Below are 14,866 nucleotides of genomic sequence, written 5' to 3'. Positions count from 1 at the left end.
GACTCAACGCGCCGCGACGGTGGAGTCGTTCGTCTTTTGCGTGTCCCAGAGGAGCTTCATGGCGAGGACGCCGAGCCAGGGGGCGAGGCCGGTGAGGGCGAGACCCCAGTCATAGGAGTGAGTGGAATCCGCGATGATACCGAAGAGTGAATGCAGCGGAGAGGTGATGACCCAGACCCACATGCTGAACAGACCGGTAAGACGGGAGACATGCGAAGCGGAAAGCTCCTGCACAAAGCTGTAGTAACAAGGAAACAGAGCCAGTGAACACGCAGCGACAACGAGCAAGACGGCCATGAGCAGCCAGCCTTTGGCCAGCAGCGGAATGAGAACCATGAAGGACACACCGCAGGTCGCAAAGGTGAAGATGCGGCGCTTGGCATGATGCACATCGACCCCGCCGCCTTTGACCAAGCGCATGGAGAGAATGCCAGCGGCGATGCAGCCGAGATCTGTGGCGATGTAATAGAACGAAATGAACTGGGCGGCCTGCCCCTGATCGTAGCCGCGGGAGAGCAGGAAGAGCTTGAGCCACTGAAGAATCATGTGCCATGGAATCTGAATGCCGATGAGCAGCAGGGCGATGGCCCAGAAGCGGCGGCTCCGAAGCAGCGGCAGGAGAGAGCTTTGAGATCCCGCGGATTCTGCTGCAGCAGATGGCGATGACGGCTGGCGATAAGAGAGCAGCCAGAGGGCGATCCACACGACGCCGGACCAAGCGACAACTTGAAAGGCATAACGCCAGCCCTCGGCATGATGCTGGGAAAGATAGAGAACCACATGCGGCGTGATGATGGCGCCGATGGAGGCACCGCTTTGAAGCACGCTGTTTCCCATCATGCGCTCTTCAGGACGCAGCAGATTGAACGTGGTCTTCAAAGCACAAGGCCAGTGGCCCGCCTCGAAAAAGCCCAGCATGATCCGCGCTGCCATGAACTCAGAGTAGCCGGTGGCCCAGGAAGACAAGAGGCCCGCCAGGGACCAGCCGCCAAGCACGAGGGGATACAGCCAGCGCAGGCTCCAGCGCTCGCACAGGAAACCAAACAGCAGGGAACCCGCGGCAAAGGCGAGACCAAAGGTGGTGCCGAGGTGGCCATACTGCGCGTCATTCATGCCAAACTCCGCCTTCACGGCATCGGCCGCATTGGCCAGGGTCTGCCGGTCCATGTAGTTGATGGTGGTGGCCAGGAGGAGGAGGCCGCAGAGGTACCATTTCCAGAGGGAGGAGCGGGGAGTTGAACTCATGGGTCAAGGCTGTGGCGGTGGCGGCTGCTTAGCCACGGAGGGTCCGAGTTTGAAATGGAACCAGTATTTCTGGCGCAGGTTTTCGATGGGCAGCGGTCCCCAGTAGCGTGAATCGGAGCTGTTGGCTGAATTGTCACCCATCATAAAAAGATGATCTGCGGGCACCGTGTACTCTTTGTTTTCTGACAGGAGACCGGCGGGCACATAATGAATATGAGTGACATCGAAACACTCCTCCACCGGTCTACCATTGATGTGCAGCATACTGTCTTTGAATTGCAGCTTGTCACCCGCCAGCCCCACAACTCGCTTGATGTATGTCTGAGGAGCGGGAGCGTGCGTCTCAATCAATTTGATGCCTGCGGTGGTGAACGTCATCACATCGCCACGCTGCGGCAGTCCGCGCAGTAGGGAAAAGCGTTCGGCGACGAGCTGATCACCTTTGGTCACAAAAGTTGCCATCGCGTTGGTGGGCACGGAGTAGATCTTCACCATGCCGGTTATCGACAGCACACACCAAGCCACAAAAAGAACAGCCACCAAAATGCTTGCACCGAGGGAGATCGTTTTAAGCCAGTTCTTCATCATCACCCTTCCCAGCTTTTTCCATCCCAGGCAATGACGCGTTCGAGGAGTTTCACGACGGATTCGCTGAAGCATTGGAAGAGGACCTCGCCTTTCTCCGCGGTGGCGGAACGGGGATCTCCGACGTGGCCGGGCTCGCTGCGGTCGGGCATCGTCCAGCCGCGGGAGGCTGGCTCGAAGGGATTGCCAAAGGGGACATCGTTTGTTTGAGCAAGATCGATGACGAGTTCGGGACGCAGGCGCAGGACCATGCTGGTCTCCCATTCGCAGGCGTGCCCCATGACGCGCTGCTGAATGGAGGGATCGCGGGTCCAGGGCTCAGCGCCGAGATTCCAGTAGGTCGCGAAGAGCAGCAGGAGATCGCTGCGGTGGCGATGTTTCTGACGTGTCTCAAACACGGCCTGCTTGCCGGGGACGTCGTTGCCGCCGTGGCCGTTGAGGAGGACGAGGCGCTTGAAGCCATGGGCAATGAAGTTTTCCAGGAGGCCGTTGAGCAGATCGAGATACACGCGCGGCTCCGCAGACAAAGTGCCGGGGAAGTCCATGTGATGATGCGAGTTCCCCAGCCAGGTGAGCGGGGCGATGAGAACTCGCTCGCCCAGGGCCGCCTCGGTGCGGCGGATGAGTTCATTCGTCAGCATGCTGTCGGTAAAGACGGGCATGTGCCGGCCGTGCTGCTCAAGCGCGGCGATGGGGAAAATGACGGGGGTGTTTTTGTCGAGTGCGGCCACTGCGGGCCAGGTAAGATCAGCCAGGAGCATCCGACTACAACGCCACTGGCGATTGGTTTTTTGACGGACTTGCATCTTTGTTTGGCACTGGAATCATATCTTATGAAATCATGGCATCGCCTCCTGGCATGTGGAGCGCTTCTCCTGCAACTGACATCCTGCGGAAGCACCAGGCCGAACGCCAGTGCGCTGCCCACCGTGGGCCTCGTCAGCCAGGAGACCATCGCGCATGCATGCCGGCAGCACACGGTGCGGCGGAAGGGAACGGCGGGTTTTGAAATGATGGCGGATGCGAAGGAAGCCTTTCTGGCGCGACTGGCGATGGTGGAGGCCGCGCAGCGCACCCTGGACCTGCAGTACTACATCTGGCGGGACGACGTGGCGGGCACCACATTTGCAGACCGCCTGCTGGCGGCGGCCGACCGGGGTGTGAAGGTGCGCCTGCTTCTGGACAACACACTGGACGCCCAGGTGGAGGTGAGCTCGTCCGCCCTGGCGGCGCACCCAAACATCGAGGTGGCCTTCTTCAACCCCATGACGGACCTGAAGGGCATTTTTGCCGGGAATCCCATTCCCGTGCTCGGGGACATCGACCGCATGCAAAGCCGGATGCACAACAAACTCATGATCGCCGACGGCACGCTTGCGATCGGAGGAGGGCGCAACCTGGGAGACCCTTACTTCGCCATCGACCGCAAGCACAACATGCGGGACCTCGATTTCATCGCCTCCGGGCCGGTGGTGGACGCGGCTGCGGGGTCGTTTGAACTCTACTGGAAGTCTCCGCTGACCCGGCTGGGCGCGAAGGAGAAAATCACCGACCGCGAGCGTGAAAAGCTGCAGGATCTTCGCCGGCACGTGGCCCGGAAGAAGCGGGCGCTGGCAAAGAAGAGCGGACGGCCCTATCCCCTGGCTCTGACCCGGGCGGAGGCTCTGGACACTCTGCACGGCCTGGTGGGCCGCATGATTTGGGCTGAGTATGATTTTGTGGCAGACCCGCCCGAGCGAATGATGCGCCAGGGCAATGTGGCGTCTCCCGTGTGGCATGACATCGAAGCCGCCATGCGCGGGGCGCGGTCTGGCGTGTTGATGCATGCGGCTTATTTCATCCCGCAGAAGGAAACGCTGGACCTGCTGCGCGCGGTGACCACACGTGGCGTGCGGGTGGACGTGCTGACAAATTCGCTGGCTTCCACAGACGGGGTGGCGGCAATGGCGGGGATAGCCAACCGGCGCATCGCGGCGCTGGACTCAGGAGTGAATTTTTACGAGCTCAATTCGCATGCGGCAGACCGCAGGGACTACCTGCACACCCGCCGGCTGACGCCGCTAGGGATGCATACGAAGGGTTTCGTGGTCGACAATGATGTGTCCTTCATCGGCTCCTATAACATGGATCCCCGTTCAAAATACATCAACACCGAGACGGGAGTGATCATCCGCAGCACCGCATTTGCAGCACGATTGAGGTCCTACCTCCTCAAAGGGCTGGAACCGCGGAACAGCTGGCACGTCACGCGCGCGCCAGATGGTGAAATGCTTTGGACGGGGCAGCTGCCCGGCGGAGAAACCGCAGTGCGCCATCATGAACCCGGCGCATCATTGATGCGCCGGGTGCAATTTTGGTTCTATCGCTGCCTGCCCTGGGAGGATCTGCTGTAGCAGGAGCCTGTCTCAAGGGATTTCCTTGACCGCGATCGTGTGGGTGACGGGCTTGATGCACTTGCGGGCGCTGGCGTCCAGACGGGCGTGCTTTTCCATGAGCTTCTTTTTCAGAAGATCCAGCGCGGCGCCAATTTCGGGGTCTTCCTTGGCTTCCGTGGCAAAGTTGCGCAGATTGGTGACGAGCTGCTTGATCATCAGAGTTTCAAAGGCCTGCTTGGCGGACAGCGCGCTGCTGAGCTCCGCAAACGCGGTGTCGAACGGAGTCTGGGCGAATTCAGCGGCGAGGTTGATGCCGTTTTCGAGCTGCTCCCGGGTGAACTCGTTGCTCTGGCTGCCCCAGGTGACTTTGGCCTTGGCGGTGCCGAGGTTTTTGACCTGCAGCGTAAAACGGTTGAGGTCCTGATTGAAGCTGGTGAAGGGAAGGATGCTGCGATTGCTGCCGGCGTTCTTCGGATCGGCGTCAAAGCAGAAGGGCCACTTGGTGCTCTCAAATCCCACGGTTCCAGCGCCCTTTTTGCTTCCGACGATCTTGTGGCCGCTGCTCGCAGAGGCTTCTCCTTTCATGTCGATGGTAATCGTGCCGATGTCGCCATCAAAGCCCAGCGCCTTCAAAAACGCCTGTGCCATGAGAAGCTGGCCCGCAGGTGCTGGATGGAAGCCATCGCCGCCGAAGGGGCCGTAGCCTTTGCCCAGGGCGGCTTTCGACTTGGCGAGGGCGCTCATCATCGTGTCGTGCACGTTGGCAAAGGATTGTTTGTTTTCGTCCGCGAGTTTCTTCGCGATGTCACGAAGCTGGGCGAGGTTTTCATTGTAGACTTCGCCCTTGATGGTGGGACGCGTGAAGAAATCGGGATCCACTCCCCCTGGGGAGCCAATGGCCATGGCCTTGACGCCCACTTTTTTGAGTCCGGCGATGACCGCGCGCATGTTCTTCTCATACTCGCCGCCGATCTGAGGCGTGTAGGCGGTGTAGCTGCCATCGTTCATGCCGTAGCAGGTGGTGGCGACGTTCGGCTTGAAGACAGAGAGGTCGTTTTCAAGGCGGGCCGCAAAGCCGCCCGCGCGCTCGCCGCTCCAGCCGAACTGGAAGACATGGATGTCGCTGCGCCCCGTGCAGGCCAGCAGGTAGGCCTCAATGTATTTGGAATAGATTTTCTGCTCCGTGATGCTGTCGCCAATGACAGCGACGCGGGCGTCCGTTGGCAGAATGGATTCAGCACGCAGGCTGACGGAGGCCAGAAGGATGGTAAGTAACGAGAGGATGCGCATGGTGGTGGGAATGAGAGATGCACATACCGCCAAAGGAAGGGCTTTCTGGCAAGGAATTATTATCCCAGCATCGTCTGCGTCTGCGCCAGCACATCGCCAAAGGGAATGCTTTCCAGCAGGCCGAAGCTTTGATGTCTGCCAAGGCGCGCGCGCGTGGTGGCGGGACTGGTGAGGCCGCAGAGAAATCGCGCGAGCTGACGGGAATTGTGCAAGGCGGCGTGACGCTCGTCGATCACTTCGCGAATGGCGGCCACATCCTTCATGGTGATGGGCGGCGGCGCAGATTGCGGGATCGCTCGAGGTGTATCGTCGGCGATGCCCCTGGCGTGCTCCTTGCAGCTGGTGCAGGTGCCACAATCGGCCTCCATGGCCTCGCCGAAATAGTTGAGCAGCCACCGCGTAAGACAGCCGCGATGCTGGGCAAAACTCAGGACTTCACCCAGGCGTTCGACGTCGCGACGCTCTCGTTCGGCAAAAAGCTGCTGCATCTTTTTCGTGATCTCCTTGGGATCACGACGATGCGCGTCTTCGGTCAGGCGATACTTCTGGCGGCTGCCGCTGGGTCTGAGCTCGATGTCCCCGGACTCCTGCAGCCATGTGAGGGCTTTGAGCACTCGGTCACGCGGCTCGTTGAGTTCGGCCGCGGCCTCGTCGGGATTGAGCGTGGTCCACTTGGTGCCGCGTTTGCCGCACTGAAACAACCGCCGGAGGAAGGCCTGGCGCTCTGGCTTGTGGCCGGAGAGCATGCGCTGCTCCGGCTGGATGAAGCGGAACTGATAACTCGCGTAGAAAGATCCGAGCGGACGCAGGATGCCATCGAGCTCAAGGTGGGTGATGACGGTCTCGATGACCAGCGGGCGGATGTCCGTGGCATGGGACAGATCGTACATCGAGACATCAAATTCCGGTCCTTGGAGGAGCAGATGATCGAGAAGCTGACGGATGGCCTGCGGCGTGGGTGTATCGCCATACGTGAAGTTTTCCAGGACGATGCAGTCGTCCGCGCACGCGAGCAGTTCGCAGACCGAGGTCTTGCCATCCCGCCCGGCCCGGCCGGTTTCCTGCGAGTAGTTTTCGAGCGTCTTCGGAAGGTTGTAGTGATACACGGCGCGGATGTCCGCCTTGTCGATTCCCATGCCGAAGGCAATGGTGGCGACGATGACATCCGTCTGGCCGTTCATGAAGGCATCCTGTGCGGCGTGGCGGTGCTCGTCTGGAAGGCCTGCGTGGTAGGCCAGCGCATTCACGCCATTTTTCTGCAGATGGGTGGCCACGTGCTCCGCGGTGTTTTGCAGGGTGACGTAAACGATGGAGGGCACCTTGCGCTTGAGCAGCAGTTTGTTCAACGTGAGCAGGCGCTGCTGCGCGGTGCAGGGCGTGATGCGGAAATGCAAATTCGGCCGCAGAAATGTGGTCTGCACATGATCCTCCTGCGCGATGGCAAAAGCAGCGCGAATGTCCGCAGCCACCGAAGGCGTGGCCGTGGCGGTAAGCGCAAGCACAGGCCTGATGCCTAGCTCCCTGGCCACCAGCGCGAGCCGCAGGTATTCCGGGCGGAAATTGTGCCCCCATTCCGAGATGCAGTGCGCTTCATCCACGGCCATCATTGAGATGCGCAGGCGCTTGAGCCTCTCGATGAAGTTTTCATTCATGAGGCGCTCGGGTGCGATGTAGAGCAGCTTCAGGGTGCCGTTGCGCATGCCTTCAAAAACTTCCGAGGCCTCGTCCGCAGAGAGGGATGAGTCGAGCCGAGCCGCTGCAATGCCGCGTGCGCGCAAGGCCTGCACCTGGTCTTTCATGAGGGCAATGAGCGGCGAGATCACGAGCGTCACGCCGTCCATGAGCAGCGCGGGAAGCTGATAACAGAGGGATTTTCCAGCGCTCGTCGGAAACAAGGCCAGCGCACTTCTGCCTGCGAGCAGAGCCTGCATCACCTGCTCCTGCCCGGCACGGAAAGCCGCATGGCCAAAGTGCTGTTTCAGGGCGGCATGGAGATCGTGAGGCATTGAAATCACTAAGGAGCGGCGCTGGCGATGGCGGTCAAGGATGCGATCATTAGGAAAGCCTCCGCGCCTCCGGCCCAAGGCGGCAAGTTGGATAAGCCACAGGCATGGCGGGCATCGAAAAATACGATTCGTGCCGGGCTGTGGCGTGCACAAGAATGGAGGATGCTCAAGCGCCTGCTCGCCTTCCAACTCGCACTCGCAACGTTTGTCTTTGCCGAGGAAAAACCTTTCACGATGCTCACCGAGGAACTGCTGGCCCAAATGCCCGAAAAGCAGCGCGCCGAATGGACTGCGTGCATTGCGAAATCGCGCGCCGCGGCGGCCAACGAGCGCCGCATCCTCGCGGAGGAGTGCCAGAAGGCGGGAGCGTCCGATCCCTCGCCAGCGCCGGGGAATCGCAAGGAGTTTGAATTCAGCAGCGACACTCCAGCCGAGTGGTTTGGCAGTGCCGAAAATCAGAAACTGGCAGAAACGGTCATCAGCTATCAAACCCCCACCGGCGGCTGGTCGAAGGCGGTGGACTACACCCTTGGCCCCCGCAAGCCGGCGGTGCACTGGACGGCCCAAAAAGGAGACGCGTGGCACTACTGCGGCACCTTTGACAACCGCACCACCACGGAGCAGATCAAGTTTCTCGCGGGTGTGTTTACTGCCACGAAACGGGAAGATGTCCGGGCAGCGCTGAACAAGGGGCTGGAGTACGTTTTCGCCGCGCAGTATCCGAACGGCGGCTGGCCGCAAAACTACCCCATTGAACGTGGCTATCATGAGGCCATCACGCTGAATGATGACGCCATGATGCACGTGCTCGAAGTGCTGCTGGCTGTTTCGAAGGGAGAAAAGCTTTTTGCCTTTGCCGACGAAGCGCTGAAACAGCGGGCCCGGGCTGCGTTTGACAAAGGCATTGCCAACATCGCCGCGATGCAGGTCAAGATCGAGGGAGTTCCCACCGTCTGGTGCGCCCAACACCACCCGCTGACGCTGGAGCCAGTGAAGGCACGGGCCAAGGAGCCGCCCTCCCTGAGCGGTGGCGAATCCGCCAATCTGGTGAAGTTTCTCATGCGCAGCGCTCCCACCACGCCTGAGGTGGTGGCCATGGTCGACTCAGCGATGACCTGGTTCGAGGCGCACAAGCTGACTGGCATGCGCAAAATCAAGACACCCGAAGGCAAGACCGACTACATTGACGATCCCTCGTCCACCGAAGTGCTATGGGCGCGCTTCTATGATCTGAAAACTGGCAGGCCGATCTTTGCCGGCGCGGACGACGGCATCGTTTATCCCACCTTCCATGAAATGGCCGCGAAAAACAAAGTGGCCTACGATTTCTTCAGCACGCGGCCCAAAGAATTGCAGGAGAAAGAGGTGCTCCGATGGAAAAAGAGATTGGAGAAGGGCAAATAAGGCGTGGACCAATCTCAGGCTAAGCCAGATCTGCCTGAGAAGCCGTACAGGTGAATTGAAATTATGCCCGCCATAAAACGAACAAGGCCAAGAGGCCGGTGACGACCTGCTTGACCTTGTTTAAACCGCTGGCGGCTTCCCGTCAGATCACTTGCTGTGCACGTCGCAGTGTTCCGGCTCGGGGTCGGTTTCTTCCACGACGGCCTTGTCCTTGAGGAACTCCATGGCTTCCTGCAGGAGCAAGTCTCCGCGGATGTTGTCGATGAGACCATTCTTCTGCGCCTCGGCCATGAACTTCTTCGCCGGCATCTTCTGACGCTCGGCGATCTGGGCGAGCGCCATGGCGATCTTCTGGCCGGGCACTTCCAGATTTTCCTTCTTGGCGATCTGCTCCAGGATGAAGCTGACCTTGACGTTCTGGCGGGCCTGGTTGGTGGCGCTGTTGAGGATCTCGTCCTGCTGCTTGATCAGCTCCTCCTCACCGATGCCCTGCTGCATGGCGCGCTGGGCGATCTCGTTCGTGCGGCGCTGGGCTTCGCGGTTCACGACTTCCTGCGGAAGTTCAAACTCCACCTTTTCAAACAGATGGGCGATGACCTGGTTGGACTTGGCGGCATCACGGTTCTTCTCACGGCGGCGGCGGATGGCGTCACGCACTTCCACGCGCAGGGTTTCGAGGGTCATGTCATCACCACCGACCTTCTTGATGATCTCTTCGGTGAGTTCCGGCACGAGCTTGTTCTTCACGCCATGGCACTTCACCGCGAGGGCGATGGTCTTGCCGCGCAGCGCTTCAAAGCCGAAGTCGTCTGCAAGAGTGATGTTCAGAGTGCGCTCTTCATCTTTGGCAATGCCGACGAGACCAGCGTAGAAGCCGGGGAGGAAATCGTCTTCTTCGCCGAGAAGGAACCAGTTTTCCTTCATTTCCTTGAGGTGAGCGGGAGCGTCTGGGATGGCCTCGCCAAGAGGCTGGCCATCGAGACTGCCGGTGACACTGAGAACGACGACGTCGCCGATGGCGGCGGCGCGGTCCACATCTTCATAGGTGGCGTGGTGCTCGCGCAGGTGCAGGATGTCGTGGTCCACATCGGCATCGGTGACTTCGATGCGGGGGAGCTTGACCGGGATGCCGGTGTACTCGGGGAGTTCGAACTTCGGCGCGAGGCTCATCTCGATGGTGAAGCTGAAGCTGTTGTCCGTGTCGTGATACATCTTGTCGTTCACGGCGAGGACGTTGAGGAGCTCGAGTCCGCCGCTCTTCACGGCCTGACGCAGGCCCTCGCTGATGAGCTTCTTTTCCAGCTCGTCCTTCACTTCGTTTTCGTAGCGCTTGGCGACGATGCTTTTGGGAGTCTTGCCGGGGCGGTAGCCGGGCAGGCGCACCATGCTGGCGAAGTAGGTGATGATCTCGTCCCGCTCCTTGCCGACCTGGTCGGAAGGAACTCGGACATGGGCGACGGCGCGGCAGTTAGGCTGATGTTCGACGTTGATGTTCATGAGAAAGGGGTTAGGGGCGAAGGGTTTTCCACCGCAAAAACCGGGCGGTGGGGACCGCTTCCGGGCCGGAGGGGCGTGCATGATAGACAGTTTGCCGGTTTTGACAAACAGAGAACGAAAACCCCTATTTTAGCCCGCCATGCGTGTTTTTCAGAGATTTGAGGTCTGGCTGCTGCTCATCGCCGGCGGCATCGCCATCTGGTGGGCGTTTTCGACGGGTCCAAACGGGGCCGAAACGGGGCCGGTGGCGGAAATGAACCCCGACTCCCCCCTGCAACTGCGCCGCTGTACCCTCGAGCGCGATTTTGGTAATGCCCGGCTGGATGTGGAGGTGCGCTACAAAAATGCCAGCCCCCGCCCCCTCTTTATGCAGCCGCCGGACGTGCGCCTGACCAGCGGCGCAGGCAAGGAAGTCCCCCCATTCATCCTCCCCGTGGAGCGCCCCTCCAGCGTGGAGGCCCAGACCACCAGCGACATCCGCCTGCGCTTCTGGCTGGAAAAAGCCGACCTCTCCGGCTCCCTGACCCTGGAAATCCGCGGCCAGAAGCTGGAGATCAAAAACAGCACCCCGCTGGACCTGGAAAAACTGGAAAATGCCAAGCCGAAGGTGTGGACGAGTGCGGACTGGAAGCTGTGAGCCCGAACTGTTAAAGCACATTCATCAGAGCATTTGCGCCTAAAGGAGAAGGCGCACGCTGGAACGGCAGGCAGCCTGTGAAGGGTGCCGTCACCGAGTCAAAACTGGCCAGCGGCCTTTGCGTGGCACCATGCCAGAACTGGACACCGCCCCGCGGTGGCAGAGTCACTTCATATTCAAGTTTCAGCAGTTTCTGCCCAGGCCACGAAACCTTGGGTTCGGCGACCGCGCCGTCCTGATAAAAAGCCAGCAGCGTGGCAGGCCGGGTAGGGCCATCAAACTCAACGATCAGGGAACCGCCCAACTGCCTCGCCATCTTGGGCGCTGCACTGGGTTCAACAGGCTGCCCCTTGGCATCATAGAGAGCTTTGATGGGTTCGGAAAAACTGCTCACAAACGCCAGCTTAACCGTCCTCGGTTCCGCCTGCTGGTTGGTGATGTGATCGATGACCATGGGCATCTGCTGGTCCGGGGAACGACCGGGCGAACGCAGGAAAGTCACCTTCTCATCCAGTGAAAACCCTCGGTAATTGAAAAGGCTGGTGGGTGCCTGCAAAGCAGCATTGTCATCCTGAAACGCAAACACGCCCAAACTGCTGCCTGGCAAAGGCGCACCATCCAGCCAGAGCTGATGTGCGGAAGCGATGCCGGTGGAATTTTGCAGGCTGCCGTCAGCATTTCTGATCCATGAACCCAGCTCATCCGCCAAAGTGCTGGCTCCTTTCCACAAAGCCTCATCCCTCACTTCCCAGTGGCCAGGGCCAAAGTTGATGCCCCGGGATTTGGCCGAGTAAACCACCCCTTTGGCGAAGTCGCTCGCTTCGGGAGCGGTAAAATGATCGGGTTCTACACCCTCCGGGAGGAAAACAATCCGCATTCCGTGGGCCAGATACCGTGGGTCCCCGGCCGGCAGCAGCACTGAATGGCGAACCGTCAGAGTGTGGGTATCCGCCTTCCACTGGAGGCGATACGACTGTCCGCCAGAACTGGAACGGAACCAGAAAACCGGCACACTGCGCAGCGTGCCCGAAGCAGGCAGGGCGGCCAGCCAGACGACATCCGGCCTGATCTGCAAGATGCCTTCGTCATTCACCTTCACCTGCTGCAAATTCGAATCGACAAGCTGCTGGGTCTGGGCAGGGAAGCGCACTTCGAAGTCGATCTCAGCCTGCTTGTCCTGGCCTGAAAGATTGGTCAGCGTGTCAGTGAAAGTCAGGAACTGATGAAAACCGTTCACAGGGTTGCCGGTCTGCCGGGAAACCCACACCCCATCCGCGCTGCCCTCGCTGAGATGGATCAATCCGGCGCTTACTTCCGGAAGCTGGTTCTGAGACAAGGGAGTGAATCTGGGGTCCGCACGGTTCGGCGCGGTTTCAGACCGGAAGTCCTGCTGAGCGTGAAACAGGCGGTTGATCGTGGAGGGGTGGTTGAGACGATGCCCCTTCATCTCAAACTCTGTGCCGTTGATGCGCAGCCGTCCCGCTTCAGGCAGCACCTCTGCTTTGCTTACAGTGCCGTTTTCAATGAAATCCCAGATGCCGCTGCCAAACATGTGATCACGCCGCTTGGTGCTTGGCTGGGACGGCGCAGTCCCCAGCGGCGCGGCTGCTGGTGGCGATGCCGTGGCTGATTTCGTGGATGCGGGTGCAGGTGTCGCCGGAGCCGGGACGGCTGCAGGAGCCGCAGGCACTGTGAGTTTGGCCACATCCCACAGCGAGATGGCGGTGTTCTCATGGCCGCAGGCCAGCAGGCTGCCATCGGGAGAGAGGGCCACGCAGGTGGCGTCATTGGTGGGCAGCGGCGCGTAGCCGACGAGCTTGCCGGTTTCGACCTCCCAAACAAAAACATGCTGGTGCCGACGCACGAAATCTACCAGCACACAGGCACAGCGCTTTTCATCCTGGCTGACACCCGCGCGCATGTTCGGCACCTCAAACCCACGCACGGGCGCTTCAAACCAAGGCAGCTGAGTTTTCCCGTCCAGGCTGGTGACGCAAACGCGGTCATTGAACTGGCGCACGACAAACTGCCGTTTGGGCAGCACGCCAATGGGCTGTGGAAACACAGATCGTCTGGGGTTGTCTGGGTCAGGCACTCCTGATGGATTGGGCAGGTCTTCAAGAGTGCCCTTCGGCAGGTTCAGGCGGACCCAATTGTCGGTCTTCACCGCGCGCATCACCAGAAAGTCATCTGGTGTAAAAAACCAGAGCTGCGGAGCCACCTCTGGAAACAGCCCGGTCACCGAACGCGAACTGCCTGCGCCGAGGACTGAATGAATGACCCCCTGCTGAACGGCATTGGTGGAGAGAATCCATGAAGCATCTTCTTTGACGAAGACCCCTGGGTAGGTGCCTTTCCATCCCTGCCGCACTCCTCCAAAGACCAGCTGAGGTGCAATGAGCTGAGGTTTCTCAGGCGGAGGTGCCTCCAAAGATGGCAGCTTCCACCTCAAAGGATCGTCATGCTCCTCAGACAGGACTTCGCTGTCATTGGCGATCAATGACAGCGTCTGGAAGGTGGATTCGCTCAGAACATGCCGCTCAAATCCGCGGAGCCAGGCACGCGGCTTGCGTGTGGCGATGTCCCAGGTCCAGATCCCATCCTGATCCGCGGCGAGCAGTGTTTTTCCATCTCCCAAGAAGCGCAGCTGGTGCGGCCTCCACACGTTCTGCTGCTGGCGTTCGGGCTGGGTGGCGTCCGTTTCCCGCAGGCTGACAATTCTCATTCCGTTCTCATGCTCCACCAAAAGATGGCTCCCATCAGGTGAAAGCGTGCCGCCCGAGTTTTCATCAAGCTTGATCTGATGGGTCTTTTTCGTCGCGAGATCCACCACCCGCGCCGAGTCCTTGGTAACCAGGACCAGCCGCTGACTGTCGGGCGTGAACTCAACATCGCGCAGAGTGCCAAATTCGGATTCGGGAGAGGTGCGAAAGTTATCCTCCTGGAAAGCCACGTCCCAGGACCCGTTGCGGAACTCCAGGCAGGTCACATCAAACTCAGTATGGCACAAAATGCGCCGCGCGTCCGGAGACAGCCGCGCAAAACCCCGGAGACGCTCCAAAGGCGGGCATTCAAACGAAGTGGGCTTCAGAGTGGCCAGGGAGAAACGCCACAAAACTTGTTTTCCATTCTCCCGGTTGGGCATCCACAGCTCGCTTCCGCGGACCATCAAACGCGTGACATCGAAAGTGAGCGCACTCGAACGCCCCGGGAAGTCATGCTGCTGAAGCAGTGCTCCTGACGCGGCATCCAGCAGACGCAGGCTCATCTGCTGATTCCAGACACTCAAGACAGCCACCTTTTTGTCGTCAGGAGTGAAGACTGCACCGCTGACGCTTTCCCCTTGGCGCATGGGAAGCTTCCACAAGCGGGTGCCGTCCTGAACACGAAAGCAGCCAAACGCGCCCGCCATCCATGCCTGCCCGTTCTTGGCGGGGTCCAGTCCTGGCTCGTCTGCCATGCTGCGTGAATGAGCACACAGCAAATCTCCTTGCTGCGAGATGCACCAGGCATCGCCAACATTCAGCAGCGAGCCACGGGTGGCCCGCATGGTTTTGGCGTCAGGCTGCCAGAAGGAGACCGGATGGATGCCAGATTTCCAAGACTCCATGGTGATGATCTTCCCGCTGCGGTGCCAGACTAGGCCACCACTAAGAAAATTGCCGCATCCCGGCACGCCGAGAAATCCCTGCAAAGCCGGATTGGTGGGGTTAAACGGGGCCCACTTAACCTCTTCCTGAGCGGCGGCCACGCCTGCCAGGCATAGAAGTGCGCAGGCGGCTTTCGAAACAAACAGTGATGACACATTCATAAGATCAGAGCGGATG

General features: G+C 60.0%; 10 protein-coding genes. 3 read left to right on the top strand and 7 right to left on the bottom strand.

Annotated elements, in window-relative coordinates:
• Positions 1 to 3: 3 nt before the first annotated feature.
• The 3 genes from ACILSO_RS11330 to ACILSO_RS11320 are packed head-to-tail and all read right to left on the bottom strand — an operon-like array spanning position 4 to position 2,591.
• Positions 4 to 1,245 carry an MFS transporter gene (locus ACILSO_RS11330; protein WP_395737513.1) on the bottom strand — a complete coding sequence of 414 codons (1,242 nt, stop codon included), beginning with the start codon at positions 1,243 to 1,245 and terminating at the stop codon, positions 4 to 6.
• A gap of 3 nt (positions 1,246 to 1,248) precedes the next feature.
• Positions 1,249 to 1,833, bottom strand: coding sequence for a signal peptidase I (gene lepB, locus ACILSO_RS11325; protein ID WP_395737512.1), 585 nt, complete (start codon positions 1,831 to 1,833; stop codon positions 1,249 to 1,251).
• A complete protein-coding gene (locus ACILSO_RS11320; RefSeq protein WP_395737511.1) occupies positions 1,833 to 2,591 on the bottom strand; it encodes a creatininase family protein in 759 nt (252 codons plus the stop codon). Before ACILSO_RS11320 ends, lepB begins: the two co-directional genes overlap by 1 nt.
• A gap of 72 nt (positions 2,592 to 2,663) precedes the next feature.
• Here ACILSO_RS11320 and ACILSO_RS11315 point away from each other — a divergent pair, with 72 nt between their 5' ends.
• Entirely contained in the window at positions 2,664 to 4,223 is a 1,560-nt protein-coding gene (locus ACILSO_RS11315; protein WP_395737510.1) for a phospholipase D family protein, read from the top strand.
• Between the two features lie 12 nt (positions 4,224 to 4,235).
• Here ACILSO_RS11315 and ACILSO_RS11310 read toward each other — a convergent pair whose 3' ends face one another.
• Together ACILSO_RS11310 and ACILSO_RS11305 are read right to left on the bottom strand one after the other, a co-directional pair.
• Positions 4,236 to 5,495, bottom strand: a complete 1,260-nt coding sequence (locus ACILSO_RS11310; RefSeq protein ID WP_395737509.1) for an SGNH/GDSL hydrolase family protein — start codon at positions 5,493 to 5,495, stop codon at positions 4,236 to 4,238.
• A gap of 59 nt (positions 5,496 to 5,554) precedes the next feature.
• Entirely contained in the window at positions 5,555 to 7,501 is a 1,947-nt protein-coding gene (locus ACILSO_RS11305; protein ID WP_395737508.1) for an ATP-dependent DNA helicase RecQ, read from the bottom strand.
• A 162-nt stretch (positions 7,502 to 7,663) separates the two neighbouring features.
• On the opposite strand from ACILSO_RS11305, the gene pelA reads away from it, so the two are divergent.
• Complete coding sequence (gene pelA, locus ACILSO_RS11300; RefSeq protein ID WP_395737507.1) at positions 7,664 to 8,905, top strand: pectate lyase; 1,242 nt, start codon at positions 7,664 to 7,666, stop codon at positions 8,903 to 8,905.
• A 147-nt stretch (positions 8,906 to 9,052) separates the two neighbouring features.
• On the opposite strand, the gene tig is transcribed toward pelA, so the two are convergent.
• Positions 9,053 to 10,402, bottom strand: coding sequence for a trigger factor (tig, locus tag ACILSO_RS11295; RefSeq protein ID WP_395737506.1), 1,350 nt, complete (start codon positions 10,400 to 10,402; stop codon positions 9,053 to 9,055).
• Between the two features lie 139 nt (positions 10,403 to 10,541).
• Between tig and ACILSO_RS11290 the strand changes: the two genes are divergently transcribed.
• Complete coding sequence (locus ACILSO_RS11290; protein ID WP_395737505.1) at positions 10,542 to 11,039, top strand: hypothetical protein; 498 nt, start codon at positions 10,542 to 10,544, stop codon at positions 11,037 to 11,039.
• Positions 11,040 to 11,049: 10 nt separating this feature from the next.
• Here the strand turns inward: ACILSO_RS11290 and ACILSO_RS11285 are convergent, their stop codons facing one another.
• Positions 11,050 to 14,850, bottom strand: a complete 3,801-nt coding sequence (locus ACILSO_RS11285; RefSeq protein ID WP_395737504.1) for a WD40 repeat domain-containing protein — start codon at positions 14,848 to 14,850, stop codon at positions 11,050 to 11,052.
• Positions 14,851 to 14,866: the final 16 nt, after the last annotated feature.

Source organism: Prosthecobacter sp. (assembly GCF_044226605.1).
GTDB lineage: Bacteria > Verrucomicrobiota > Verrucomicrobiia > Verrucomicrobiales > Verrucomicrobiaceae > Prosthecobacter.
Note: the sequence above shows the minus strand (reverse complement) of the source record. Positions and strands in the feature narration are given on the sequence as shown.

Coding starts and splice junctions, on each gene's coding strand:
- ACILSO_RS11330 (WP_395737513.1), bottom strand. CDS start 1,245: ATGAGTTCAACTCCCCGCTCCTCCCTCTGGAAATGGTACCTCTGCGGC.
- lepB (WP_395737512.1), bottom strand. CDS start 1,833: ATGATGAAGAACTGGCTTAAAACGATCTCCCTCGGTGCAAGCATTTTG.
- ACILSO_RS11320 (WP_395737511.1), bottom strand. CDS start 2,591: ATGCTCCTGGCTGATCTTACCTGGCCCGCAGTGGCCGCACTCGACAAA.
- ACILSO_RS11315 (WP_395737510.1), top strand. CDS start 2,664: ATGAAATCATGGCATCGCCTCCTGGCATGTGGAGCGCTTCTCCTGCAA.
- ACILSO_RS11310 (WP_395737509.1), bottom strand. CDS start 5,495: ATGCGCATCCTCTCGTTACTTACCATCCTTCTGGCCTCCGTCAGCCTG.
- ACILSO_RS11305 (WP_395737508.1), bottom strand. CDS start 7,501: ATGCCTCACGATCTCCATGCCGCCCTGAAACAGCACTTTGGCCATGCG.
- pelA (WP_395737507.1), top strand. CDS start 7,664: ATGCTCAAGCGCCTGCTCGCCTTCCAACTCGCACTCGCAACGTTTGTC.
- tig (WP_395737506.1), bottom strand. CDS start 10,402: ATGAACATCAACGTCGAACATCAGCCTAACTGCCGCGCCGTCGCCCAT.
- ACILSO_RS11290 (WP_395737505.1), top strand. CDS start 10,542: ATGCGTGTTTTTCAGAGATTTGAGGTCTGGCTGCTGCTCATCGCCGGC.
- ACILSO_RS11285 (WP_395737504.1), bottom strand. CDS start 14,850: ATGAATGTGTCATCACTGTTTGTTTCGAAAGCCGCCTGCGCACTTCTA.